The organism is Nonomuraea sp. NPDC049624 (assembly GCF_040675255.1).
In the GTDB taxonomy this organism is placed as follows: domain Bacteria; phylum Actinomycetota; class Actinomycetes; order Streptosporangiales; family Streptosporangiaceae; genus Nonomuraea.
In genome coordinates this window covers 323920-348541 of the sequence record NZ_JBFAOR010000006.1, presented here as the reverse complement: position 1 = coordinate 348541, position 24622 = coordinate 323920, and the positions used below count along the sequence as shown (strand labels likewise).

Annotated in this window: 24 protein-coding genes; 14 read left to right on the top strand and 10 right to left on the bottom strand. The window is 72.6% G+C overall.

The window, feature by feature from the left end:
- Nucleotides 1–6: 6 nt before the first annotated feature.
- The gene (locus AB0J76_RS26280) at nucleotides 7–765 is read right to left on the bottom strand and encodes an alpha/beta fold hydrolase (RefSeq protein WP_352322913.1); all 759 of its coding nucleotides are present in this window, start codon (nucleotides 763–765) and stop codon (nucleotides 7–9) included.
- A gap of 147 nt (nucleotides 766–912) precedes the next feature.
- Between AB0J76_RS26280 and AB0J76_RS26275 the strand changes: the two genes are divergently transcribed.
- Nucleotides 913–1620, top strand: a complete 708-nt coding sequence (locus AB0J76_RS26275; RefSeq protein WP_352322912.1) for a lysophospholipid acyltransferase family protein — start codon at nucleotides 913–915, stop codon at nucleotides 1618–1620.
- Here AB0J76_RS26275 and AB0J76_RS26270 read toward each other — a convergent pair.
- On the bottom strand, nucleotides 1610–2065 hold the full coding sequence (locus AB0J76_RS26270) for a MarR family transcriptional regulator (RefSeq protein WP_352322911.1): 456 nt from the start codon (nucleotides 2063–2065) through the stop codon (nucleotides 1610–1612). The genes AB0J76_RS26275 and AB0J76_RS26270 overlap by 11 nt on opposite strands.
- 80 nt (nucleotides 2066–2145) lie before the next feature.
- Here AB0J76_RS26270 and AB0J76_RS26265 point away from each other — a divergent pair, with 80 nt between their 5' ends.
- Nucleotides 2146–2574: a DoxX family protein gene (locus AB0J76_RS26265; protein WP_352322910.1), complete on the top strand. Its 429-nt coding sequence runs from the start codon at nucleotides 2146–2148 to the stop codon at nucleotides 2572–2574.
- 197 nt (nucleotides 2575–2771) lie between these two features.
- On the opposite strand, the gene mmuM is transcribed toward AB0J76_RS26265, so the two are convergent.
- From mmuM to AB0J76_RS26250, 3 genes are all read right to left on the bottom strand, one after another.
- On the bottom strand, nucleotides 2772–3638 hold the full coding sequence (gene mmuM, locus AB0J76_RS26260) for a homocysteine S-methyltransferase (RefSeq protein WP_352322909.1): 867 nt from the start codon (nucleotides 3636–3638) through the stop codon (nucleotides 2772–2774).
- Nucleotides 3639–4034: 396 nt separating this feature from the next.
- Nucleotides 4035–6548: a VIT domain-containing protein gene (locus AB0J76_RS26255; protein ID WP_352322908.1), complete on the bottom strand. Its 2514-nt coding sequence runs from the start codon at nucleotides 6546–6548 to the stop codon at nucleotides 4035–4037.
- Nucleotides 6545–7210, bottom strand: a complete 666-nt coding sequence (locus tag AB0J76_RS26250; RefSeq protein WP_352322907.1) for a helix-turn-helix domain-containing protein — start codon at nucleotides 7208–7210, stop codon at nucleotides 6545–6547. The genes AB0J76_RS26255 and AB0J76_RS26250 overlap by 4 nt, the downstream gene beginning before the upstream one ends.
- A gap of 116 nt (nucleotides 7211–7326) precedes the next feature.
- On the opposite strand from AB0J76_RS26250, the gene AB0J76_RS26245 reads away from it, so the two are divergent.
- Together AB0J76_RS26245 and AB0J76_RS26240 are read left to right on the top strand one after the other, a co-directional pair.
- Entirely contained in the window at nucleotides 7327–7794 is a 468-nt protein-coding gene (locus AB0J76_RS26245; RefSeq protein WP_352322906.1) for a DNA starvation/stationary phase protection protein, read from the top strand.
- A gap of 250 nt (nucleotides 7795–8044) precedes the next feature.
- The gene (locus tag AB0J76_RS26240) at nucleotides 8045–9067 is read left to right on the top strand and encodes an alkaline phosphatase PhoX (RefSeq protein WP_352322905.1); all 1023 of its coding nucleotides are present in this window, start codon (nucleotides 8045–8047) and stop codon (nucleotides 9065–9067) included.
- A gap of 48 nt (nucleotides 9068–9115) precedes the next feature.
- On the opposite strand, the gene AB0J76_RS26235 is transcribed toward AB0J76_RS26240, so the two are convergent.
- Entirely contained in the window at nucleotides 9116–9709 is a 594-nt protein-coding gene (locus AB0J76_RS26235; protein ID WP_352322904.1) for a TetR/AcrR family transcriptional regulator, read from the bottom strand.
- A 132-nt stretch (nucleotides 9710–9841) separates the two neighbouring features.
- Between AB0J76_RS26235 and AB0J76_RS26230 the strand changes: the two genes are divergently transcribed.
- Nucleotides 9842–12034: an MMPL family transporter gene (locus tag AB0J76_RS26230; RefSeq protein ID WP_352322903.1), complete on the top strand. Its 2193-nt coding sequence runs from the start codon at nucleotides 9842–9844 to the stop codon at nucleotides 12032–12034.
- Here AB0J76_RS26230 and AB0J76_RS26225 read toward each other — a convergent pair.
- Nucleotides 11991–12848 carry a helix-turn-helix domain-containing GNAT family N-acetyltransferase gene (locus AB0J76_RS26225; RefSeq protein ID WP_352322902.1) on the bottom strand — a complete coding sequence of 286 codons (858 nt, stop codon included), beginning with the start codon at nucleotides 12846–12848 and terminating at the stop codon, nucleotides 11991–11993. The genes AB0J76_RS26230 and AB0J76_RS26225 overlap by 44 nt on opposite strands.
- 94 nt (nucleotides 12849–12942) lie before the next feature.
- Here AB0J76_RS26225 and AB0J76_RS26220 point away from each other — a divergent pair, with 94 nt between their 5' ends.
- Nucleotides 12943–13842, top strand: a complete 900-nt coding sequence (locus AB0J76_RS26220) for a beta-propeller fold lactonase family protein (protein WP_352322901.1) — start codon at nucleotides 12943–12945, stop codon at nucleotides 13840–13842.
- A gap of 82 nt (nucleotides 13843–13924) precedes the next feature.
- Entirely contained in the window at nucleotides 13925–15391 is a 1467-nt protein-coding gene (locus AB0J76_RS26215; RefSeq protein WP_352322900.1) for a N,N-dimethylformamidase beta subunit family domain-containing protein, read from the top strand.
- Here AB0J76_RS26215 and AB0J76_RS26210 read toward each other — a convergent pair.
- On the bottom strand, nucleotides 15348–16073 hold the full coding sequence (locus AB0J76_RS26210) for a Clp protease N-terminal domain-containing protein (protein ID WP_364390700.1): 726 nt from the start codon (nucleotides 16071–16073) through the stop codon (nucleotides 15348–15350). The two genes, AB0J76_RS26215 and AB0J76_RS26210, sit on opposite strands and share 44 nt — an antisense overlap.
- Nucleotides 16074–16244: 171 nt before the next feature.
- Here AB0J76_RS26210 and AB0J76_RS26205 point away from each other — a divergent pair, with 171 nt between their 5' ends.
- Entirely contained in the window at nucleotides 16245–17270 is a 1026-nt protein-coding gene (locus tag AB0J76_RS26205; protein ID WP_352331196.1) for a 6-phosphofructokinase, read from the top strand.
- Nucleotides 17271–17521: 251 nt separating this feature from the next.
- Here the strand turns inward: AB0J76_RS26205 and AB0J76_RS26200 are convergent, their stop codons facing one another.
- Nucleotides 17522–18385 carry an MHYT domain-containing protein gene (locus AB0J76_RS26200; protein ID WP_352331257.1) on the bottom strand — a complete coding sequence of 288 codons (864 nt, stop codon included), beginning with the start codon at nucleotides 18383–18385 and terminating at the stop codon, nucleotides 17522–17524.
- A gap of 114 nt (nucleotides 18386–18499) precedes the next feature.
- On the opposite strand from AB0J76_RS26200, the gene AB0J76_RS26195 reads away from it, so the two are divergent.
- The 3 genes from AB0J76_RS26195 (at nucleotide 18500) to thiI (ending at nucleotide 21544) form a co-directional block, all read left to right on the top strand.
- Nucleotides 18500–19597 (top strand): DUF5931 domain-containing protein, encoded by a 1098-nt coding sequence (locus AB0J76_RS26195; RefSeq protein ID WP_364390698.1) that lies wholly within the window; start codon nucleotides 18500–18502, stop codon nucleotides 19595–19597.
- A gap of 29 nt (nucleotides 19598–19626) precedes the next feature.
- The gene (locus AB0J76_RS26190) at nucleotides 19627–20280 is read left to right on the top strand and encodes a response regulator transcription factor (RefSeq protein ID WP_364331652.1); all 654 of its coding nucleotides are present in this window, start codon (nucleotides 19627–19629) and stop codon (nucleotides 20278–20280) included.
- 67 nt (nucleotides 20281–20347) lie between these two features.
- Nucleotides 20348–21544, top strand: a complete 1197-nt coding sequence (thiI, locus tag AB0J76_RS26185) for a tRNA uracil 4-sulfurtransferase ThiI (RefSeq protein ID WP_352330713.1) — start codon at nucleotides 20348–20350, stop codon at nucleotides 21542–21544.
- 1 nt (nucleotide 21545) lies between these two features.
- On the opposite strand, the gene AB0J76_RS26180 is transcribed toward thiI, so the two are convergent.
- On the bottom strand, nucleotides 21546–21836 hold the full coding sequence (locus tag AB0J76_RS26180) for a YiaA/YiaB family inner membrane protein (protein ID WP_352330712.1): 291 nt from the start codon (nucleotides 21834–21836) through the stop codon (nucleotides 21546–21548).
- A gap of 155 nt (nucleotides 21837–21991) precedes the next feature.
- On the opposite strand from AB0J76_RS26180, the gene AB0J76_RS26175 reads away from it, so the two are divergent.
- The 3 genes from AB0J76_RS26175 to AB0J76_RS26165 all read left to right on the top strand — a co-directional run bounded on the left by AB0J76_RS26175 (nucleotide 21992) and on the right by AB0J76_RS26165 (nucleotide 24587).
- Nucleotides 21992–22588, top strand: a complete 597-nt coding sequence (locus AB0J76_RS26175) for a molybdopterin-dependent oxidoreductase (protein ID WP_352330710.1) — start codon at nucleotides 21992–21994, stop codon at nucleotides 22586–22588.
- 55 nt (nucleotides 22589–22643) lie between these two features.
- Nucleotides 22644–23780 (top strand): histidine kinase, encoded by a 1137-nt coding sequence (locus tag AB0J76_RS26170; protein ID WP_364390695.1) that lies wholly within the window; start codon nucleotides 22644–22646, stop codon nucleotides 23778–23780.
- Between the two features lie 66 nt (nucleotides 23781–23846).
- Nucleotides 23847–24587: a LytTR family DNA-binding domain-containing protein gene (locus AB0J76_RS26165; protein ID WP_352326780.1), complete on the top strand. Its 741-nt coding sequence runs from the start codon at nucleotides 23847–23849 to the stop codon at nucleotides 24585–24587.
- Nucleotides 24588–24622: the final 35 nt, after the last annotated feature.

Sequence of the window (24622 nt, the reverse complement as noted above, 5' to 3'; positions counted from 1 at the left end):
GTGCGATCAGTCCCTCTGCAAGGGTACCGAGGCATGTGTCCGGATGAAGTCGAGGCTACCGGCAAAGATCCTGTCGGCATCGTTGTCAAGCGTCGCAACATGGTAGCTGTCCGTGAGCTCCTCGATCGTGGCCTGCGGGACCTTCTGGCGAATGATCGCCACACTCGTCGGTTTCACCACGTGGTCGTCACGGCTGTGGAAGACCAGCAGCGGCTGGGTGACCTTCGCCAGGTCGGCCTGCACCAGCGACCACAGCCCCGGCAGCGACGCGGCCGCCTTGACCGGCGTACGGGCGTAGGCCAGCTCGGTCACGCCGGGCTTCTTGACGTCGTTGGCGACGCCGGGCACCGACGGCAGGAACCACTTCAGCAGCGGCGCCAGCCTCAGCAGCGGCACGTCACTGGCGATGGACGGGTTGACCACCACCACGCCCCTGATCGCGTCCCCGTGCACCTCGGCCAGCCGCAGCGCCAGGCAGCCGCCCAGTGACAGGCCCGCCACGAACATCTCCGAGCAGCGCCCCTGGAGGTCGGCGAACGCCTTCTCCACCTCGGCGTACCAGTCTTCCCAGCGGGTGCGGTTCATCTCCTGCCACGTGGTGCCGTGCCCCGGCTGGCGGGGCAGCGAGACGCTGACCCCATGGCCCGCCAGGTACTCGGCCCAGGGCCGCAGCGACTGCGGCGTGCCGGTGAACCCGTGGCACAGCAGCACACCGACCTGACCCGCTCGGTGGTGGTAGGGCTCCGCGCCTGGCATGAGCGGCATAACAGCTCCTTGACGCAATTTCATCCCGGAACTGCCCGATCGTCGCACGTTCAGGGGTGATTGTGCGAGAGCTGGTGTAGTTGCATCTCGCCAGGGATGGGAAGATGACTCTGCTCAATCACGATGTCCTGGGGAAGAGGTGGCCGGGTGTTCTACTGGGTGGTCAAGGCCATCTTGAAGCCGATCCTCATGCTCTTCCGCCCGTGGACGGAGGGCGGCGACAACGTACCCAAGCAGGGGCCCGCGATCCTGGCCGGAAACCACCTCTCCTTCGCCGACCACTTCTTCGGCCCGCTGCAGATCCGCCGCAAGGTGATCTCGCTCGGCAAGGCCGACTACTTCACCGGCACCGGCATCAAGGGCTTCTTCACCCGGCTGTTCTTCAGCGGCGTCGGCACCGTGCCGATCGACCGCTCCGGCGGCAAGGCCAGCGAGGCCGCGCTCCGCACCGGCCTGCGCATCCTGCGCGAGGGCAACGTCCTCGGCATCTACCCCGAGGGCACCCGTTCGCCCGACGGCCGCCTCTACAAGGGCAAGACCGGCGTGGCCCGGCTGGCGCTGGAGTCGCGGGCGCCGGTCATCCCGTGGGCGATGGTCAACACGTACGAGATGATGCCGCCCGGGCGGCTGTTCCCCAAGCTCGGCATCCGGCCGGGCGTCCGGTTCGGCAAGCCGCTCGACTTCTCCCGCTACTACGGCATGGAGGACGACCGGCTGGTCCTGCGCGCGGTCACCGACGAGATCATGTACGCGCTGATGGAGCTGTCCGGCCAGGAGTACGTCGACAAGTACGCCGCCAGCGCCCGCGTCGAGATGGAACGCGCCCGCCGCGCCGCCGCCAAGGCTAGCTCCTGAGAGCTTGTTCGCTCTTCGTCATCGCGCTGGTCAGTGAGGTCAGCTCGGCGCGGCTGAGCCGGTCGATCAGGTAGTCCCGCACGACCGCCACGTGCCCGGGAGCGACGCGTTCCAGGCAGCGCTCGCCCGCGTCCGTGAGCACCGCCAGCACCCCGCGCTCGTCGGACGGGCACGTGGCGCGCTCCACCAGCCCCGCCTTCTCCAACTGGGTGATCTGGTACGTCAGCGCGCTCTTCGACACCACCACGCCCCGGGCCAGCTCGGTCATGCGCATCCGGCGCTCCGGAGCGGCCGACAACCGCACCAGGATCTCGTACTGCGGGTGCGTCAGCCCGGCCGCGGCCTTGAGCTGCTCCTCGATGCGTCGTTCGAGCAGGTGGGAGGCCGACAGGAAGGCGCGCCAGGCGGCCATCTCCGTCTCGTCGAGCCAGCGGGTGTCCGTCACGTCCCAAGTGTACTTGTTGTTCAGATTTGAACTACCGGTAGAGTGGTTGTTCAAATCTGAACGACTCCCTTGGAGGGTCCATGATCGACCGGGCGCGTCCCATCGCCCTGCTGCTGGCCAGGATCGCCGTCGGCGTGATCTTCCTGGTGCACGGCTACCAGAAGTTCGCCGACATGGGCATCGCGGGCACCACGAAGTTCTTCGAGTCCGCGGGCATCCCCCTGGCCGGGGTGGCCGCACCGGCCGTGGCGGTGCTGGAGGTGGCCGGCGGGATCGCGCTGATCCTCGGCGCCGCCCTGCCGATCGCGGGCACGCTGCTGGCCCTCGACATGATCGGGGCCATCGTGTTCGTCCACGGCTCCAGCGGCTTCGGGGCCGGTGAAGGGGGCTACGAGTTCGTCCTCGCGCTGGCGGCGGCGAGCCTGGCGGTGGGATTCACCGGCGGCGGCGCCCTGGCGCTCGACGCCTTCCTCGGCCGCCGTCGCACCACGGCTCCGGCGACCGCCTAGCGGCCCGCCCGTACCGGCCGCTCGCGACCCTCGCGCGCGCCCACGCCCGTGGCGCGGCGTGCGCGGGGGGCGTGGGGGCGGGGCTCCGTCCGTACGGCGTGCGCGGGCGGACGGCCAGGGCTTCATCCGTACGGTGTGCGGGGGAGTCCTGCGGCCGGGGGTTCCGGGGTGATGGTGACGTCTCGGCGGGCCGGGCGTCAGGTCAGGTGGGCGCGGATCTGCCTGATGTGCTCAGGGGTCGTACGGCAGCAGCCGCCGATCAGCGACGCCCCCGCGCGCTCCCACTCCTTGGCGGCCAGGCCGTACTCCACCGGGTCGGACAGGCCCAGCCACCGGCGCTGCTCGGCGTCCCACGTCTCGCCCGAGTTCGGGTAGACCACGACCGGCAGGCCGCCGGACAGGCGGGCGACCAGCCCGGGGATGTGCCGCGGCGCCGTGCAGTTGACGCCTACCGCCACCACCTGCGGGTTCCCGGAGAACAGCGCGGCGGCCCGGTCGATCGGGGTGCCGTCGTTGATGCGCTCGGCGTCGCGGCAGGAGAAGCTCACCCACGCCTTGACCCCCGGCGTGGAGGCCAGCAGCGCGGCCAGCGCCCGCGCCTCGGCGTAGGACGGGATGGTCTCGCAGGCCAGCAGGTCGGCCCCGGCGGCGGCCAGGATCTCCCAGCGCGGACGGTGCCAGGCCAGCAGGCCGTCTTCGTCGAGGTCGTAGTCGCCGGTGTACTCGGCGCCGTTGGCCAGATAGGCGCCGTAGGGGCCGACCGAGGCCGCCACCAGGCCGCGGCCGGCCTCGTCGCGGGCCTGCCCGGCCAGCTCGACCGACAACCTGATCAGCCGCTCGGCCTCGGACCGGTCGAGCCCGCGGCGCTGGAAGCCGGGGATGGTGGCCTGGTAGCTCGCCGTGGTGGCCACGTCGGCGCCCGCCGCGTAGTAGTCGGCGTGCACCCGCCTGATCAGCTCGGGCTGCTCCAGCAGCAGGCGTGCCGACCAGAGCTCGTCGCGCAGATCCGCGCCGAGCGACTCCAGATGCGTGGACAGGCCGCCGTCCAGGACGAGTGTGCTCACCCGTCCAGAATAGGAGGCCGCGGGGGATGGTGGCACATGAGAATGGCACGCCTTTTCCCGGGGACGCCTGAATATCGCGGCCGGGATATGACCGGGCGTGGAATTCATAATGGGTGCTCGCGCGTGCCGGGGATTTCCGTGCGCCGGTACGCGGATGTGCCGGGTCGTCCCCGGCGCCGGGGCTTGTCGGGTGGTCCCGCAGTCCCACGGACGCCCGCCATCGGCCCATTGCGCCGGGCCCGCAGCTCGTCGAGTTGATTAGGCGGTGAAATCGGCAAAGAATCCAGAATTCCCGCATTTGGCGGAAGCGGCGGTTCTGGAAACGGCGCCACCGCCGACCCCTGACACCCGGCAGCGCGGCGGGGTGGCGCGGCGCTGCCGGGGGTCAGGTGAGCGTCAGCCGCGTTTCCAGAAGGGGCGGTGGCGCTTGCCGGGCTCGGGGTCGCCCGGGGCGAGCGGGCCGTCCCCGGGGAGCGGGTCGCCGGGGGCGACGGGGTCCTCCGGGCGGGTGGGGTCGGCCGGGGCGCGGTCGGCGGGGGCACCGGTGAGGGCGGTTAGCGTTGCGACGGCGTGGTCGTGCAGGGCGCGGAGGTCCGTGCCGGGACGTTCGGCCGCCTCCAGGTCGCGGGCCAGCGTCGCCAGCGCCTCGTTCCCGCCCAGGTACGCCGCCAGCGCCGCGAGACGCGAGCCCAGGTCGGCCAGGTACGGCGCGTCCGGCACGCGCATCGCCCTGAGCCGGTCCAGCTCGGCCTTCAGCTGCGGCCGGACCGACTCCAGCCGGAGCGCCGGACGCGGCGACGACGGAGGCGCGAACTTCGGCGAGGCCCCGGGCCCAGGGCCGCCACCGGAACCGGGCGCGGACGGCGCCCCACCGCCGGGCGCGGACGGCGAAGGACCCACGGGGCCGCCCGCCAGGGGCGGGGCCGGGAAGGGGGCGTCGGCCGGGGCGGGGCCGCCGAGCGTAGGCGGCGCGCCGAAGCTCCGGTCGAAGCCCTGTTCGAAGCCCTGGTCGAGAGACGCCGGGGCCGGCGGCATCATCCGCGGAGCGCTCGCGGGACGCGCCATCGTCATCGCCTGCGCCACGAACCGCCCGCCCATGGACGGGTTCGGCGGCAGCTCCCACCCGCTGGGCGGCTCGACCGGCTGGATGACCCGGTGCTCGGGCGCGCCCTCCGCGACCTGCCGCGTGTCGATCGCCACGTACGCCGTGAACCTGCACAGCACGCCGTTCTCCAGCGAGACCTCGACGATCCGCGGCTCCAGGCCGTGCTCGCCCATGGCGTACCGGTCCTCCAGCTCACGCAGGTGGGCGCGGGCCCAGACGGCGCGCAGGGCGGGACTGTCGGCGGTCACCCCCGTGACCCGCTCCTCCCACGGCCCCCCGGCCGACGTGCCGCGCACGGTGACGGCCTCGGCGCCCTCGCGGCACCGTCCGTACACACGGAGCGGGACCCCCGGGAAGATCGAGCCGAGGTGGGTCACCGAGCCGGGCTCGGTCTCCAGCCCCTTCAGGGACAGGTCCGTCACCAGCGGCGCGCCGATCCTGCGGTGGATCTGCTCCATCGCCGCGTCGAGCCGGTCCTCGGACTCGACCAGCTCGCACCGGCCGGCGCCCAGCCCGGCGAGCCGGCCGAGGAAGCCGGCGTTCACCGCGCGGTCGATGCCGACCGTGTGCACCCGCATCGCCGACAGCGCGCCGCCGGCCTGCTCCAGGATCTGGTCCTCGTTGCCCACCTGGCCGTCGGTGACCAGCACCACCACCCGCTCCCTGTCGCCGGGCGCGCCGAGGAGGGCGACGGCGCGGCGCAGCGGTTCGAGCAGCTCGGTGCCGCCGCGCGCGTCGACCCGCGCCAGGTGCTCGACCGCGCGGTACCGGTTGCGGTCGGACGCCTCCACCAGCCCCTCGAACGCCGCCTCGACCACCGAGTCGAACGTCAGCACGTTGAAACGGTCGTGCGCGGTCAGCGTGTCGACGATGCGCGCCGCCGCCCGCCGCGCCGCGACCATCTTCCAGCCGCCCATGCTGCCCGAACGGTCGAGCACCAGCACCACGTCCCGCGGCGCGCGGGCGGCCTGCAGGGCGGGCGGGACGACGGTGAGCGCGAACGTCCCCCGCCCGTCGAACTGCAGGGACGTGGACGCCTCGAACGACAGCCGCAGGATGAAGTCACGGTCGAGGCGCTCGCCCGGACGCAGGCGCACGGTGTGGCCGTCCTCCTCGACCACGTGCAGGCTGGAGGCCAGCTCCCGCAGATCGAGCCCGGAGGCGTCGACGCGGGCGGTGAGCGAGAGCCGCACGGGGCTGGGGAAGCCGGGCAGCAGCACCGGCGGCGTGATCCTCGACGCGTCGGGCACGGCGTCGGTGTCCGGCGCCACCCCGGAGCCCGCCGGGTCGCCGTCGAGCGGGGTGCCCGGGACGTACCGGGGGGCTACGACGAGCGGGAACCGGAAGGTCGCCGCGCCGTCCTCGTAGGGGAGGGGCTGGCTCATGGTCAGCCGGACCGAGACGCGTTCGCCGGGCAGGATGTTGCCCACCCGGATGGTGAAGACGTCGGGCCGGTCCTCCTCGGCGATGGCCGCCCGCCTGCCCTCGCGCAGCGCCTGGTCGTAGTCGGCCCTGGCCTGGCCGCGCTCCTTCAGCACGCCCTCCACGACCCGGTCGTCGGCCTCCATCCGGAACCCCGTCACCGCCGCCCGGTCGGGCAGCGGGAAGACGTAGGTCGCCTCCAGCGTGACGTCGAACGGGTTGCGGAACCCCTGCTCGACCTCGACCCCGGCGACGAGCCCGGCGATGTCGGCGCGGACGTCCACGCTGTCCAGCGGCAGGTTGCCGCGTTCGGTCAGCAGCGCGCCGAACCCGGCGTCCGGCACCGGCAGGCACCGTGCGGGCTCCAGCGAAGTGATCTTCACAGCAGTCTCCTCTCTACGAGCACCGCGAGCAGCGGCCCAGCCGCCGCCAGCACCGCCTGAACGTCGTCCTCGGACGGAGGCCGCCCCCCGTCCCACACCACCCGCACCCCGTCCGCGAGCACGACCCCGGCGACCGGGCCGCCCCCGGCATGCGCCGCTTCCGCGTCGGCGGGGCGTTCGCTCCCGGCCTGGGCGGGGCGGACCGGCCGTTCGGCCCAGAACCTCTCACGGCCTGCCTCGCCGCCGGGCGTCCCGTTCGCCGTCGTGGCGATGACGGACGCGGGCCCCGCGAAGCGCGGGCCGTCCGGCGGGGAACCGGGGACCGCCCGCCCCTCGGCCGTGGACGGCACGTCGGCGAGACCGGCGGCCGCCGCCAGCGTGGCGTTCGTCGCGCCGGCCAGCGCCGTCTGGATCTCGGCGATCGAGCGCCCCGCCGCCTGCATGCGCTTGACCGCCACCAGTTGCAGCAGGTGCCGCCGGCCGTAGCGGGCGATCCTGCCGCGCCGGGTCAGGGGCGGGTCCACGAGGCCGATGGTGGTGTACCACCTGATCAGGCGTTCCCCGGGCACGTCGCGGACCCGGCCGTTGACCGGCTGCGCCTCGGCGCGCAGCGCCCGCGCCGCGTGCTCGGCCAGCTCGCCGATGGTCCAGGTGTCGCTCATACCTCCACAGTGACACTGTCACTATTACACTGTCAACAAGGGAAAGATCGGAAGAATCCAGCTCCGGATGACGTTCTAAATAGGCGAAAGCACCACTGAAGGGGAGGAAATACGACATGGCTACGATCACCGGTCCGCTCTCGGGCGAAGCCAAGAACGCCGTCGCCGAAGCCCTGCAGGGCGCCCTGGTCGATCTGATCGATCTGTCGCTGATCGCCAAGCAGGCGCACTGGAACCTCGTCGGCGCCCATTTCCGCCCGATTCACCTCCAGCTCGACGAGCTGACCGACCTGGCCCGTACCCACATGGACACCATCGCCGAGCGCGCGGTCGCCCTCGGCGTGAACCCCGACGGGCGTTCGGCGACCGTCGCCAGGTCGACCCAGCTCCAGCAGCCCGAGCGCGGCTGGCTGGAGGACGGCAAGGTGGTGGCGACGATCACCGACATCCTCGACGGCATCAGCAAGCGCATGTACGACCGCATCCGCGCCACCGACGAGGCCGACCCCGTCAGCCAGGACCTGCTCATCGCCGTGACGCAGGACATCGACAAGCAGCACTGGATGTTCCAGGCCCAGCGCTGACCGCGCGCGGCCGCCGGCCGCACCACCCGAAGAGCCCGGGCACGACCACCGTGCCCGGGCTTTCGCGTGTCCGCCTCCGAGGTGGGCGATCTTCCGCCCAGTGGGTACGGACTGTCCCGCATCGTCCAGGGGCCCGCGGCGATCTCACGCCACGACGGAGCGCGGGGTTTGCGCAGAGTTTGATGTCACGAGTCCTTGCCATTCATGTCGGTGCGGTCGACTAGCGTGGCACCTAGAGGGAGGCCCCACGATGTCCCACAAGACTCTCCTCCGCACGGGCCCGCTCTTGCAGGGCGGCATCAGCCCGTACGGGCCGCTCACGCCGGCGTCCGCCGACGGGCTCGCGCTGCCGCCGGGCTTCACCGGCCGGGTGGTGGCCCGGTCGGGCGACAAGGTGGCCGGGCTCACCTGGCACGCCGCGCCCGACGGCGGCGCCTGTTTCCCCGACGGCGCCGGCTGGATCTACGTCTCCAACTCCGAGCTGCCCCTGCTCGGCGGCGCCTCCGCGCTGCGCTTCCACGCCGACGGCTCGGTCGCCGACGCCTACCGCATCCTGTCCGGCACCGACCTCAACTGCGCGGGCGGCGCCACGCCGTGGCACACCTGGCTGTCGTGCGAGCTCGGCGACCGCGGCCGCGTCTTCGAGTGCGATCCCTACGGCGCCCGCGCGGCCCGCCCCCGCCTGGCCATGGGCCGCTTCCGGCACGAGGCCGCCGCCTGCGACCCCGAGCGGCGCGTCGTCTACATGACCGAGGACGAGCACGACGGCTGCTTCTACCGCTTCCGCCCCGGCGACTGGGGCGACCTGACGGAGGGCACGCTGGAGGTGTTGTGCGCGTCGGGCGGCTGGCGGCCGGTGCCGTCCCCGGCCGCGCTGCTCACCGCAGCCCGCCACCAGGTCGAGGACGCCCGCCACTTCGACGGCGGCGACGGCTGCCACTACGCGGGCGGCGTCTGCTACTTCACCACCAAGGGCGACACCGGCCTGTGGGCCTACGACGCGCAGACCTCCACCCTCGACCGGCTGTGCGAGGGCGTGCGCGCGATCACCGCCGCCCCCTCGGGCGACCTCTACGTGGCGAGGGAGACCACGGAGATCGACGTCATCGCGCCCGACCGGGCCGTCACGCCGTTCCTGCGGCTCACCGGGCACGAGGGGGCCGAGCTCACGGGGCTGGCCTTCTCGCCGAGGGGCGACCGGCTCTACTTCTCGGCCAGGCGCGGCCGCACCGAGGGCCACACCTTCGAGGTCAGCGGCCCCTTCCGCCCCTGATCGCGGGCTCAGGTCAGGTAGCGGCCCCTTCCGCCCCTGATCGTGGGCTCAGGTCAGGTAACGGACCAGCATGAGCTTGAGCTCGGCCACGAGCTCCGCGCCGCGCTCGGGCGTCGCCGGCCCCAGCATGGGCAGCACCGCCTTCACCATGGCCAGCGCCATCGTCGCGTTGAGCAGCGCCCGCTCCTGCGGCAGCTCGGGCGAACGCCGTCGCAGCAGCGCCGCGATCCGCTCCGCCAGCGAGGCGTGCATGCGCTGGGAGGCCGCCGCGAGCCGGTCGCCGGTGGCCGACCCGTACAGCAGCGACCAGTACGCCGGTGAGTCGGCCTTGAACGCCACGCTCTCGTCCACGAGCTGCCCCGCCAGTGTCTCCAGCGGGACGTCCGGGGTGATCGCCGCCAGCCGGGCCGCCCAGAACTCGTCCCGGTCGTCGGTGTAGCGGGACACCAGGCCGTCCAGGATCTCCTCCTTGTTCCGGAAGAACTGGTACAGCGACCCGGGGGAGAGCCCCGCCCGCGCGGCGACCCGGTTCGTCGTCATGTCCGGGTAGCCGACCTCGGCGATCACCGACTCCGCCGCGTCGAGGATCTCGGCCATCCGCTTCAGGCCGCGCGCCTGCCTGCGGACCGTGCGTTCAGGCATGGGTCACCTCGTTGACAAATGCGAGCATTTACTTGTATTTCTGGGTTCGACGGCGAAACACGAGCAGTTTACCGAGTTTTCGGGAGATCCCATGCGAACCTGCCCATCCGGCCCGGCGCGGGCGGTGCCCGCATGGCCGTGAACGTCGCCACCCGGGGCCCGCGCGCCGCCGCCGAGCCGCCGCTGCGCAGGCTGGGCCACCTCCTCGTCCGCCGCCGCCGGCTCGTGCTGGCCCTGTCCGCGCTCGTGCTCGTCGTCGCGGGCGTCCTGGCCGCCGGTACGGTCTCCCGCCTCTCCCTGGCCCGCTTCGAGGCGCCGGGCTCGGAGTCCGACCGCGCCCAGGCCGAGCTCGCCCGCCGGTTCGGCGCCGGCAGCCCCGACCTGGTCTTCCTGGTCACCCCCAGGTCGGGCACCGTCGACGACCCCGCGGCCGAGGCGGCGGGCTGCGCCCTCACCGACCGGATCGGCCGCTCGGACGGCGTCGCGGAGTCCTCCTCGTACTGGACCAGGGGCAGGCCCGCCACCCTGCGCAGCCGGGACGGCCGGCACGCGCTGATCGTGGTGCGCGTCCCCGGCGACGCCGACCACGTGCGGGCGCGGGTGCTGCCCGCGCTGGTGCCGCGGATCGTCGGCGAGCAGGGCCCCCTCCAGGTCCGGGCCGGTGGAGGGGAAGAGGTGTTCCGCGAGACCGTGCCGCTGGCCAGACAGGACTTCGTCCGGGCTGAGCTGGTCATCTTCCCGCTGGCGTTCGTGCTGCTCTGGCTCTACCAGCGGCGCGTGACGGCCGCCCTGGCGCCGATCCTGGCGGGGGTGCTGGCCATGGTGGTCGGCCTGGCGCTGCTGCGCGGCGTCCTGCTGTTCGCGGAGGTCTCCACCTTCGCACTCAACCTCACCCTCGCCATGGGCCTCGGGCTCGGCATCGACTACTGCCTGTTCGTCGTCCAGCGTTTCCGCGAGGAGGTGAGCGCCGGACGCGACCGCGCGGCGGCCGTCGCCGGAGCCGTCGAGCACGCCGGGCGGACTGTGCTGTTCAGCGGACTCACGGTGGCCGCCTCGCTGACCGTGCTGTTCGCGCTGCCCTTCGACTTCCTGCGCTCCTTCGCCTACGCGGGCATCGCGGTCGTGGCCGGCGGCCTGTTCGCCGCGGTGATCGTGCTGCCCGCGGTGCTGGCCGCGGCCGGCGGCGCGATGGTGCCCAGGCCCGGGCGTCCCGGGCGCGGCGGAACGGAGGCCCGGGGCGCCGGGTTCTGGCACGGCCTGGCCGTCCGGGTCATGCGCCGGCCGGTGGTGTTCGGCGGCCTGGCGGCGGCGCTGCTGCTGGTGCTCGCCTCGCCGTCCCTCGGCCTGCGCTTCGGCACGGCCGACGACCGCATCCTGCCGCCGGAGGCGTCCTCGCGGCAGACCCAGGAGGTCATCCGGCAGACCTTCCCGGCGGAGGAGACCGACGCCGTCCAGATCGTCTCGACGGGCGCGGCGCGGGCCGCCGACGTCTCGGCGTACGCGATGCGGCTCTCTCAGGTTCCCGGGGTCGCCCAGGTCGACTCCGCCGCCGGCGCCCACGCGGCCGGGCGGCGCGTCGGCGACGGCGACCCGGCCCGCTTCCGCGGGCCGGGCGCGTGGTTGTCGGTGGTGCCCTCCGCCGAGGCGCTGGCCGGTGACCCCGTCCGGCTGGTGGAGTCGGTACGGGCCGTGCCGCCGCCCTTCGAGGTCCTGGTCGGCGGCTATCCCGCCGAGCTGGCCGACTACCGCGCCTCGGTCGTCGACCGCCTGCCGCTGGTGCTGGCGCTCATGCTGGGCCTCACGTTCGCCGTGCTGTACCTGATGACCGGCAGCCTGGTGCTCCCGCTCAAGGCGACCTTGCTGAACGTCCTCAGCCTCGGCGTCATGTTCGGCGCCGTCGTCTGGGTCTTCCAGGAGGGCCACCTGGCGGGCCTGCTCGGCTTCACCCCGACCGGCACGCTCGACCCGAGCATCCCGATCCTCATGCTCTGCGTCGCCTACGGCCTGTCGATGGACTACGAGGTCTTCCTGCTGTCCAGGATCAAGGAGGAGTACGACAGGACGGGCGACACCGGGCAGGCCGTCGCCACCGGCATGCAGGGCGGCGCGCCCCTGATCACCGCGGCGGGCGGCATCCTGGCGCTCACGTTCGCCGCCTACGCGACCGCGCGGGTGGCGTTCGTGCAGATGCTCGGGGTGGGCATGGCCGTCGCGGTGCTGGCGGACGCCACCGTGATCAGGGCGGTGCTGGTGCCGAGCCTGATGCGCCTGGCCGGGCCGCTCAACTGGTGGCCGCGAGGTCGAGCGACCACATCTCCTCGGTGACCTCGGCGCCGTTCTCCACGCCCCGCTCCGCCGACTCCAGCTCGAACCCGGCCGCCTGGTAGATGCGCCGCGCGCTCACCAGGCAGTCGCGCGTCCACAGCTCGATCCGCCGGTAGCCCCGGTCCCTGGCGTGGCGCAGGCACTCGGCCACCAGCCGCCGCCCGATCCCGAGGCCCCGCGCCGACGGCTCGACCAGCAGCATGCGCAGCTTGGCCGTCGTGTCGTCCTGGTGCACGCAGAACACGCACCCGGCGCGCTCGCCGTCGACCTCGGCGATCCAGCCGGCGTCGCGGGCGGGGTCGTAGGCGCCCACGATCCTGGCCACGAGCTGCTCGAACTCGGTGCCCCAGCCGTACTCCTCGCTGTAGAGGGCGCCGTGCCGGTAGGCGACCCAGCCCAGGTCGCCCGTGCGCGGGGGCCTGATCACGTACGAGCGGGCGGCGGGCTCGCCGAGCAGCCGCCTGATCGTCGCCATGCTGCCGACCAGCAGCGCCCGGTCCGCCTCGGGCAGGCCGCCGAGCAGCCGTTCGATCTCCTCGGCCGAGCGGCGGTCGAGCCCGGCGAACGTGGCCGCGCCCGCCTCGGTCAGCCGGACGAGCTGCTTGCGGGCGTCGGCGGCCGACCGCTCGCGGGCGACCAGCCCGTCGCCCTCGAACCGGGCCAGGATCCGGCTCAGGTAGCCCGCGTCGAGGTCGAGCAGGCCGCGCAGCTCGCCGGTCTCCATGCTCCCGGCGTGCGCGAGCTCGAACAGCACCCTGACTTCCGTCAGCGAGTAGGGCGAGTCGAGCATGCCTGCCTGGAGGACGCCGATCACTTTCGTATAGAACCGGTTGAAGGCTCTGACCTCAGAAACCCTTGCCTCCGTCAACGAATTCATTGCCCCAGTCAACCATACGAAGGATCCCGTTGTGAACCTCTACATAGGCGGCTACGGCCCCGGCATCGTCACGGTGGGCGGCGAGCTGACCCGCGTGGCCTCGCCGTCGTTCCTGGCCGCGCACCCCACCCTGCCGGTGCTGTACGCGGCCGGCGAGCTGCAGCGCGGCTGGCTCACCGCCTTCACCACCGAGGGCGGCCTGTCCCCGCTGGACGAACGCTCCAGCGACGGCGACAGCCCCTGCCACGTCGCCGTCCACCCCTCGGGCAGCCTGCTGGCCGTGGCCAACTACGGCGACGGCACCGCCGGCCTGCACCACCTGGACGAGCGGGGCGCCTTCACCGGCGACCCCGTCGTCCTGCGGCACGAGGGCTCGGGCCCCGACCCCGACCGCCAGGCCGGGTCGCACGCCCACATGTGCGTCTTCCACGACGACGTCCTGCACGTCTCCGACCTCGGCACCGACGAGATCCGCCGCTACCGCCTGGACGGCTCCCCGCTCGACCCGATCACCCTGGCCCCCGGCACCGGCCCCCGCCACTTCGCCTTCGCCGGCGACCGCCTGTACGTGGCCGGCGAGCTGGACGGCACCGTGACCCTCGTCGAGGGCGAGCGCCGCACCGTCGTGCCCGCCTCGCGCGCCGGGGGCGACAACGCGCCCAGCCACCTGCAGCTCGACGGCGACCTGGTCTACGTCGCCAACCGCGGGCCCGACACGGTCTCGGTGCTGCGCGCCGCCGACCTGTCCCCGGTGGCCGAGGTGCCCTCGGGCGGCGCCTGGCCCCGGCACTTCGCCATCGCCGGCGACCGCCTGTACGTCGCCAACCAGAACTCCGGCGAGGTGACCGTGTTCACGCTGGCGGACGGGGTGCCCGAGCCGGCCGGCCAGGCGTACGAGGTGCCCAGCCCGTCCTGCGTGCTGCCCGTGTAGGAACACCGGGCGGGAAGCGGCCCGGTGTAAGGATCTGGCCAAGTCGTGGCCCGGCCCGGGGGCGGGCCGCGACGATGGCCGGGTGCGCAAGCTCCTGCTGCTCCTCGCCCTGCTGATCGCCGTCCTGCCGGCCGCCGGATGCGGCGGCGGTCCCGTGCGGCCGGCGCCGTCCGCGTCGCCGGCGCCGCCCGTCCCGCAGCCGTCGGAGCCGGACCGCCCGTCGCCGCCGCCGGTGAACGCGGGGGAGTCCTGGCGGATCACCACCCGCGGGGCCGACCACGAGATCGAGGGCTACGCCGACCACGTGAGCGTCTTGCCCGGCCAGTCCTTCGCCCTGCACGTCTCCACCACCGCCCCGCGCTTCACCGCAGGCGCGTTCAGGATGGGCGCGCACCCGGCCAAGGTGTGGGAGTCCCCGCAGGTGAAGGGCGTGCGCCAGCCTCCGGCCAGGACCGTGGACGGCACGGTGACCGCCGCCCGCTGGAAGCCCTCGCTCACCGTGGACACCCGCGGCTGGACGGAGGGCGCCTACCTGATCAGGCTCGACGCCTCGACCGGCGCCCAGCGGTACGTGCCGATCACCGTCCGCTCGGCCTCCACCCGGGGCCGGGTGGTGATGGTGAACGCGGTCACCACCTGGCAGGCGTACAACCTGTGGGGCGGCCGCAGCCTGTACCTGGGGCCCGGCGGGTTCGCCGGCCGCTCGCGCGAGGTCACCTTCGACCGCCCGTACGACGGCGGCGGCGCCCGCCTGTTCCTCGACTTCGAGCAGCCGGCCCTGGCCGTGGCCGAGCGCAGCGGCGTGCCCCTGGCCTACCTCACCAGCCTCGACCTCGGCCCCGGCGTGCTGGACGGCGCCCGGGCCGTGGTCTCGCTCGGCCACGACGAGTACTGGTCGCCCGCCATGCGCACGGCCGTCACGAAGGCCAGGGACAGCGGGACGAACCTCGCCTTCCTCGGCGCGAACGCCGTCTACTGGCGCATCGCGATCAAGGGCAGGACGGTCGCCTGCGACAAGGAACGGCTTTGCCCCCTGTGGCGGGACTCCCGCCCGGAGAGCGCCCTGGTGGGCCAGATGTACGACTGCTTCCCCGCCCAGGGCGCCTACACGGTCCGCAGGCCGGGCCACTGGATCTTCGCGGGCACCCATGGGCGGCGCTTCCCCGGCATGGTCGGCCCGGAGACCGACAAGGTCTCCCGCGGCTCGCCGAAGGGCGTGGAGGTGCTGGCCGACTCGCCGTTCTCGTGCGGGGGACGCGGGACGACGTCGCAGAGCACGTACTACACGGCGCCGAGCGGGGCCGGGGTGTTCGCCTCCGGCACGATGCGCTGGGTGTGCGCGATGCGCGGCAGGCGCTGCGGCCACGGCGTCCCGGAGTCCGCGGCCGCCTTCACCCGCCGCGCCACGGCGAACGTGCTGACCCGGTTCGCCGCCGGCCCCGCCGGGCTCTCCGGTCACCCCGCCCACCCTCCTCAGGGCCGCGCGGGCCCGCCGCGGACCGCCGCTATGAGCGGCGCTCGCGCAGGATCGCCGCCAGCCGCTCCCTGATCTCCCGCTCGGCCGCCTCCTTGCGCACGCCGAGCTCGGCGAGGGCCGCCACCACCGGGCCCTCCTCCAGGGAGAGCACGCCGAGCAGCAGGTGCTCGGTGCCGACGTAGTTGTGCCCGAGCCGCAGCGCCTCCCGCAGCGTCAGCTCCAGCGCCTTGGCGCTCTGCGCGGAGAACGGCAGGGTGACGGGCGACTGCCCGCCGCCGGGCCCCATGGCCGCCGTGACGGCCTCCCTGACCGCCTCGGGGGAGGCCCCGAGCGTGGCCATGGTCGAGGCGGCCAGCGCCTCGGGCACGTGCAGCAGCCCGAGCACCAGGTGCCCGACCTCGATGTGGTCGTGCCCCGACAGGCGCGCCTCCTCCTGGGACTTGACCACCGCGACCCGGGCCTTGTCGGTGTAGCGGGCGTAGTTGCGCAGGTCGTCGGCGAGCGAGCCGCTCTCCTTGACCACGAACCGCTTCTGCGCGGCCTGCTTGGTCACGCCCATGCTGCGGCCGATGTCGGTCCAGGAGGCGCCGGAGTGGCGGGCCTTGTCCACGAAGTGGCCGATCAGGTGGTCGGCCACCTCTCCGAGGTGCTCGCCCAGCGTGACGGCGTCGGAGAGCTGGCCGAGCGGGTCGTCGTCGGGATGACGGCTCTTGATGGCGGCGATGAGGTCGTCGAGACGTACGGTTTCATCCATGCGTCAACCATAGGTTGACGCTCCTGGATCGTCAACCCTGGGTTGACGATTGCGCCGTCCAGGAAATGATCGACGGCCGGGCGTTTGGTCTAGACCACTGAGCGTCGCGGCAGGCACAATGCGAGCTGTCACCGAGCAATGGTTCGTGAACCCCATCGGGAGGAACCCGCCATGCGTATTGGAGTGCTCACCGGAGGCGGAGACTGTCCAGGTCTCAACGCCGTCATCAGGGCCGTGGTGCGTAAGGGGGTGAGCACGTACGGCCACGAGTTCGTGGGGTTCCGCGACGGCTGGCGCGGGCCCCTGGAAGGCGACACGATGCCGCTCGACATCCAGGCCGTGCGAGGCATCCTGCCGCGGGGCGGCACCATTCTCGGATCCTCCCGCACCAACCCGATCAAGATCGAGGGCGGCGTCGACCGCATCAAGGAGAACCTGGCCGCCACCGGCGTCGACGCCCTGATCGCCATCGGCGGCGAGGACACGCTCGGCGTGGCCAAGCAGCTCTACGACCGCGACGTCAAGGTCGTGGGCGTGCCCAAGACCATCGACAACGACCTGTCCGGCACCGACTACACCTTCGGCTTCGACACCGCGGTCAACATCGCGATGGAGGCCATCGACCGGCTGCACACCACCGCCGAGTCCCACCACCGCGCGCTGATCTGCGAGGTCATGGGCCGCCACGCGGGCTGGATCGCGCTGCACGCGGGCATGGCCGGCGGCGCGAACGTGATCCTCATCCCCGAGAAGCCGTTCGACATCGACCGGGTCTGCGAGTACGTCGAGTCCCGCTTCCGCACCCGCTACTCGCCGATCATCGTCGTGGCCGAGGGCGCCCACCCGATCGAGGGCCAGATGGAGTTGCAGACCGGCACCCTCGACGCGTTCGGGCACGTCCGGCTCGGCGGCATCGGCGAGGTGCTGGCCAAGGAGATCGAGAAGCGCACCGGCAAGGAGGCCCGCACCACCGTGCTCGGCCACATCCAGCGCGGCGGCACCCCGACGGCCTACGACCGGGTGCTGGCCACCAGGTTCGGGCTGCAGGCGATCGACGCCGCGCACGAGGGCGACTACGGCACGATGGTCGCGCTGCGCGGCACCGACATCGTCCGGGTCGGGCTCGACGAGGCGACGGCCGAGCTGAAGACCGTGCCGGCCTCCCGGTACTCCGAGGCGGAGGTGTTCTTCGGCTGAGACGCCGGCCGGCTGAGGCTTTCTACGGCTGGCTGAAAGCGGCTTGCAAGCGCCGGGCCGTACCTTCTGGGCAGCGGGGTTACCGCTTACAACCCCCCTCGGGGTACGGCTTGGGGCGCAGCGAGTCGGCGGCCCACTTTGCGCCGCAAGCCGTACCCAGGAGATAGCTCGACCGCGGGGCGCGCCGAGGTGATCCACCTCCGGCGCGCCCTCGCCGCGTCCGGCCCCGTCCGGACGCCCGGCGCCGACTGCTACCTGCGGCGGGTGCGCATCATCTGCGGCTGTTGCGGGCGGGGGGCGGCCGGCGGCGCGGGGTAGGCCAGGCGCTGCTGCTGGGCGGCGCGCCGGCGCAGCTCCAGGCGGGCGACCATCTCGGCGTCCTCGTGCAGTTCCTCCTCCGAGGGCGCGAGGATCACCATGAGCAGCATGGTCAGCGTGATCAGGCTGATCACGGTCATGAGGGGGACGAGGAAGTCGAGGGCGTCCGCGCCGGTGACCATGCCGGGCTCGGCGTCGACGGAGACCCGCATGGCGTACATGCCGGTGTAGTGCATGCCCGAGACGGCCACGCCCATGACCAGCGCCGCGCCGGTGATCCAGACCGGCTTCTTGACCCGCAGCGTGAACCAGAGCGCGGCGGTCGCGGCCACGACGGCGATCACCACGGACCCGGCCACGATCGTGCGGTCGTAGGAGACGTGGGCGCTCATGTTCATGGCGTACATGCCGAGGTAGTGCATGCTGGCCACGCCGAGCCCGGTGAGCAGGCCGCCGCCGAGCAGCGCCAGCGCCCGGCCGCGGCCGTAGGAGACCAGGAACAGCCCGGTGCCGACCACCACGACGGCCACGGCGGCCGAGGCGACGGTGAGCGGGACGTCGTACTTGATCTGCGTGCCCTCCACCGCGAAGCCCATCATCGCGACGAAGTGCATGACCCAGATGCCGGTGCCGCCGATGGAGATGGCCGCGCCGATCAGCCAGCGCACCCGCGACGCGCCGCGGCTGGCGTGCGCCTGTGCGGTGAGCCGCAGTCCGAGCATCGAACCCAGGCACGACATCAGGTACGCCAGCAGCGGTGTGAGCGGTCCGTGGGTGAAATGATTAACAGCGGTCATATATCGACATTCCTTGTGATTAGGGGTTGACGGATTGTGTCATCCGAAACGTCCCTTCCGCATGGATATCGCAACTATCGGTCAACCGGCGTGTCGGAAACGTGAGAGGGTCTCATGACCATCGAGGGCCCCTTCTGGCGCGCGATCGCGGTCTTCCGCGCCGCGTCGTTGCTGTACGCCGCCGTGCTGATGGCCCAGTACCGCGGGTACGAGCAGCCCGTCGCCGGCTGGCTGGTGATCGCCCTGATGGCGTTGTGGACGGCCGCGGCCACGTACGCGTACGCGTCCGAAAAGCTGCGCGGACGACCGCTGCTGGCCGTGGACCTGCTGGTGGCGCTGGCCTGCCTGCTGACGTCCCCGTACGTGGAGGGCGTCCGTCAGGGCGTGGCGGGCACCATGCCCGTCCCGGCCACCTGGGTCGCCGCGCCCGTCCTGGCCTGGGCCGTGTACGGCGGCAGGCGCGCGGGCGCGGTGGCGGCGGCCCTGGTCGCCGCCGCGGACCTGTGGCTGCGCGTGCGCGCCCCGGAGGCGCCCGTGATGATCAACGGCGCGGTCCTGCTGTTCCTGTCAGGAGTGGTTGTCGGACACGTGGCCCGGCTGGCCAAGGAGGCCGAGGAACGCATGCAGCGCGCGGCCGAGATGGAGGCCGCCCAGCGCGAACGCGACCGGCTGGCCCGCGACCTGCACGACTCCGTCCTGCAGGTGCTGGCCCTGGTCCAGCGGCGCGGCCGGCAGATCGGCGGCGAGGCGGCCGAGCTGGGCCGCCTGGCCGGCGAGCAGGAGGCCGCGCTGCGCGAGCTCATCGCCGCCCGTCCCGCCCCGACCGGCGCCACGGACCTGCGCTCCCTGCTCATGCGGCACGGCTCGCCGCTGGTGACGGTCTCCACCCCGGCCACGCCGCTCGTCCTGCCCACGCCGGCGGCCGAGGGCGTGGCGGCCGCGGTCGGGGCCGCCCTGGACAACGTGCGCGAGCACTGCGGCGTGGGCGCGCGGGCCTGGGTGTTCGCCGAGTCCTGCGACGACGTGGTCATGGTGACCGTGCGCGACGAGGGCCCCGGCATCCCGGCGGGACGCCTGGAGCGGGCCGCCGCCGAGGGCCGTCTGGGCGTCGCGCAGTCCATCCGCGGGCGCGTGGCCGACCTGGGCGGGACGGTCGCCGTCGCCTCCACGCCGTCCGGGACCGAGATCGAGATCAGTCTTCCCTGCCGATAGGCGGGGAGCGGCCCGGTTAGAGTGACGTCATGGTGCGGGTCATGGTGGTGGACGACCATCCCATGTGGCGCGACGGCGTGGCCAGGGATCTGTCCGAGGCGGGCTACGAGGTCGTGGCCGTGGTGGGGGAGGGGCGGCAGGCGATCAGGGCGGCCGCGGCCGTACGCCCCCAGGTCGTCGTGCTGGATCTGCGCCTGCCCGACATGTCCGGCGCGGAGGTGGCCGCCGGGCTGGCCGGGGCCGAGCCGGCGCCCAAGGTCCTGGTGTTGTCGGCCAGCGCCGAGCAGGACGACGTGCTGGCGGCCGTCAAGGCGGGCGCGTCCGGATACCTGGTGAAGTCGGCGAGCCGGGAGGAGTTCCTCGACGCCGTCCGCCGCACCGCCGAGGGCGACGCCGTCTTCACGCCGGGCCTGGCCGGGCTGGTGCTCGGGGAGTACCGGCGGCTGGCCGCGCGTCCCGCCGCCGGACGCGCCGACGACGACGGCCCCAGGCTGACCGAGCGCGAGACGGAGGTGCTCAGGCTGGTCGCCAAGGGCCTGACCTACCGGCAGGTCGCCGACCGCCTGGTGCTCTCGCACCGCACGGTCCAGAACCACGTGCAGAACACGCTGAGCAAGCTCCAGTTGCACAACCGGGTGGAACTGGTCCGATATGCGATCGAGCAGGGCCTCGACGCGGACTAAACTCGACAGGTCGCGGCGTTGCCTTCCTAGCGGCCGCGCTTTCCCCGTCTTCCCCGGAGGTTCCACCATGACGATGTCCGCCCTGGGCGAGCCATGCGTTCTGCTCAAGCTGGGCGAGATCGTTCTCAAGGGCAAGAACCGTGAGCTGTTCGAGCGTCGCCTGATCGACAACATCCGCTTCGCGCTGCAGGATCTCGGCCTCAAGACCGACGTGCGCCGGCGTCACGGCGTCGTCGCGATCTTCCTGCCCGAGGGATCGGACGTCGAGCAGGCCGACGCGGTGGCCCGGCGGGTCGCCGACGTGCCCGGCCTGGTGTGGATCCACCGCGCCTGGCGGGTGGCCAAGGACCCCGACACCGTGCTCAAGGCCGGCCTGGAGCTGATCCGCGACCGCGAGGAGGTCGCCCGCGGGGCCCGCTTCGCGGTGCGCTCGCGCCGCCGCGACAAGCGTTTCCCGCTGCGCTCCAACGAGCTCGACCGGCTGGTCGGCGGCGCGATCAACGACGAGTACCACCTGCCCGTCGACCTGAAGAACCCCGAGCTGACCGTCTTCATCGAGGTCGACCGGGACGAGGTGTTCGTCTTCACCGACGGCATCCCCGGCCAGGGCGGCCTGCCGGTCGGCAGCAGCGGCCGGGCGCTGGTGCTCATGTCGGGCGGCATCGACTCGCCGGTGGCGGCCTACCGGATGATGAAGCGCGGCCTGCACGTCGACTTCCTGCACTTCTCCGGCATCCCGTTCACCACCTCCGAGTCGATCTACAAGGCGTACGCGCTGGTCAGGAAGCTCGACCGGTTCCAGGGCAGGTCGCGGCTGTGGGTGGTGCCGTTCGGCAAGGCGCAGCAGTCGATCCGCAACTCGGGCCAGGACCGCCTGGCCGTGATCGCCCAGCGGCGGCTCATGCTGAAGACGGCCGAGGAGGTCGCCCACCGCATCCGCGCCGGCGCGCTGATCACCGGCGACGCGCTCGGCCAGGTCTCCTCCCAGACGCTGGCCAACATCACCGCCCAGGACAACGCGGTCGACCTGCCGATCCTGCGCCCGCTCGTGGGCTGGGACAAGACCGAGATCATGGCCGAGGCCCGGCGCATCGGCACGCTGGAGATCTCGGAGCTGCCCGACGAGGACTGCTGCTCCCTGCTGGCTCCCAAGCGCGCCGAGACGCGGGCCAAGATCGACGACCTCAAGCAGATCGAGAAGCGGCTCGACGCCGAGGAGCTGTGCGTGCAGCTCGCCGACTCGATCCAGGAGTACACGCTGTAGCTCAGGCCGCGTCGACCTTGAACGGGTCGTGCTCGGCCAGCAGCTTGTCCAGCCTGGCCTGGTCCACGCGGTTGGTGACCTCGGCCAGCTCCTGCCGGTCGCGGACGACCTTGCACAGGTTGACCGTGGAGGTGACCACGTACAGCAGGCCGAGCGCGAGGAACGCCCTGATCCAGCCGGAGGCCGGCAGGTAGATCAGAGCGATCACCACGGACGACACGGAGACGGCGAACGACAGGACCGCCTGGACGTAGAACGCGGCGGTCTGCGTGGGACGGATGGGCTTGCTCATGAGTTCATGGTGATCTCGCAGGCCAGACCGTCGCATGGGCTTTCGTACTCAAGTTACTCCTGAGTACGAAAGGCCCGGCCGCAGCCCCGGACGCGGGGCGCGGGCGCGGCGATGGCAGGATGGCCCAAGACGCGAGATCGGTGAGGGGAGTGATCGTGGAGGAGTCGCGCCTGCCTCCAGGCCAGTACGTCCCGCGCGGCCGCCCCGTGATCCACTATGGCAGGGTGCCCGCGTTCAAGCCGGACAGCTGGGACTTCCGCGTGTTCGGCGCCACGGCCTCCGGCGAGGAGCACTGCCTGACGTGGGCGGACTTCGAGCTGCTGCCCCGGGCCACGCGCGTCGCCGACTTCCACTGCGTCACCAAGTTCTCCCTCATGGCCAACGAGTGGCGGGGCGTCACCCCGGCCACGATCATGGAGCTCGCGCCGCCCGACCCCGGCGTGCGCCACGTCATGATCTGGGCCGAGTACGGCTACAGCGCCAACCTCCGCATGTCCGACTTCGCCGCCCCCGACACCCTGTTCGCCACCGAACTGGACGAGAAGCCGCTCAGCCCCGACCGCGGTTTCCCCGTGCGCATCGTGGTCCCCCACCTGTACGCGTGGAAGAGCGTCAAGTGGGTGCGCGCCGTCGAATACCTCCTGGAGGACCGGCGCGGCTTCTGGGAGGAGCGCGGATACCACAACCTGGCCGATCCCTGGCGTGAACAGCGCTACTCCTACCAGGAGGAACCCGGCGAGGGCCCCCCGTAGACTTCGCTGCGGGTTTCCACCCGAACACGACCGGTTATTGGCTACGGTTTTGCGCATGCAGACCACCGCATGCGTGGCGCTCTCCCTCCTGCTCTTCCTCCTCGGCTACGCCTGCGCCAGGACGCGCCGCCCCGCGCTCCCCGAAGGCGGCAAACACGAGGCCACCTTCACCGCGCTGCACGTCGCGGGGCTGGCCGCACCCGCCCTGCGCGGCGGGCTCGACCGCGACTCGGCGCGCAAGGCCGTACGCCACCTGCACGCGCTGCTCGGCACCCGGGCCGTCGCGATCACCTCCACCGACGCCGCGCTGGCCTGGAACGGCCCGTGCACCGACGACGTGCTCACCTACGCCCGCACCACGCTGGCCGCCGGGCGGGCGCAGGTGTTCGCCGGGCGGCCGCACGGGGCCGTGGTCGTGCCGCTGACGGTGGACGACACGGTCGTGGGCACGCTGGCGGCCTTCGACGAGGAGGTCAGCGCGGCGCTCGTGCGCGCCGTGACCGAGCTGGGCCGCTGGGTGTCGGGGCAGCTGGAGCTGGCCGACCTCGACGCCTCCCGGCGGCGGGCGCTGGAGGCCGAGATGCGCGCGCTGCGCGCCCAGATCTCGCCGCACTTCGTCTACAACGCGCTGACCACGATCGCCTCGTTCGTCCGGACGAACCCCAAGCGCGCCCGCGAGCTGTTGCTCGACTTCGCCGACTTCTCCCGTTACGCCCTGCGCCGGGCCCACGACTTCACCACCCTGGCCGACGAGCTGACCTGCGTCGACCGGTACCTGCTGCTGGAGCGCGCCCGCTTCGGCGACAAGCTGCGCTTCAGCCTGCAGGTCGCGCCCGAGGTGCTGCCGGTGCCGGTGCCGTTCCTGTGCCTGCAGCCGCTGGTGGAGAACGCCATCAAGCACGGCATGCGCGGCCGGCGCGGCGGCGGCGAGGTGCGGGTCGTGGTCCGCGACGCCGGCCCCGAGGCCCACATCACCGTCGAGGACGACGGCGCCGGCATGGACCCCGAGTGCGCCAGGCGCATGCTCGACGGCGATCCGGCCCGCGAGGGCGGCGGCATCGGCCTGGCCAACGTGGACCTGCGCATGCGCCAGATCTACGGCGACGGCTACGGCCTCGTGGTGGAGACCGCCCTCGGCGCCGGCACCCGGGTACGGCTGCGCGTCCCGAAGACGCAATTCACCTCACTGTAGTCAATTCCTTACCCAGAGCTGGCGTGTCGCTTGTGACCTTTGCTTTGATACGGCAGCGTGGAGGCCATGCTGAGGGTCCTGGCAGTCGACGACGAGGTGCCCGCTCTTGAGGAGCTCGCCTACCTGCTGCGCCAGGACACGAGAATCGAACACGTCGCCACCGCGGCCGACGGCGTCACCGCGCTGCAGGACATGGTGCAGATGATCGGCGGCGGCGAGCGGCTCGACGCGATCTTCCTCGACATCCGGATGCCGGGCCTCGACGGCCTCGACCTCGCCCGGCTGGTCGGCGGCTTCCCGAGCCCGCCCAAGCTGGTGTTCGTCACGGCGCACGAGGAGTGCGCGGTGCAGGCGTTCGAGCTGGAGGCCGTCGACTACCTGCTCAAACCGGTCCGGGCCGAGCGCCTGGCGGAGGCGGTCAGGCGGCTGGAGGCGGCCTCCGCGCCGCTCGCCGAGCCGAGCCAGGACGACGTGATCCCGGTCGAGCTGGGCGGGCGCACCAGGTTCGTGCCGCAGCAGGCCATCTGGTTCGCCGAGGCCAAGGGCGACTACGTGCGGCTGCACACCGGCGACGGCAGCTACCTCGTCCGCATGTCGCTGGCCGCGCTCGAACGCCGCTGGTCGGAGGCGGGGTTCATCCGCGTTCACCGCAGCACCCTGGTCTCGGCCCGGCACGTCAGGGAACTGCGTTTCGAGGGCGGCCGGGTCACGCTCACCGTCGGCACCGAGACACTGCAGGTCAGCCGGCGGCACAGCCGTCAGGTGCGCGAACAGCTCGTCCGCCAGCATCGCGGCGTCTTCTCCTGACCGCCGGCCCGCGCGTCCCCGCGGGCTGGTGCCGA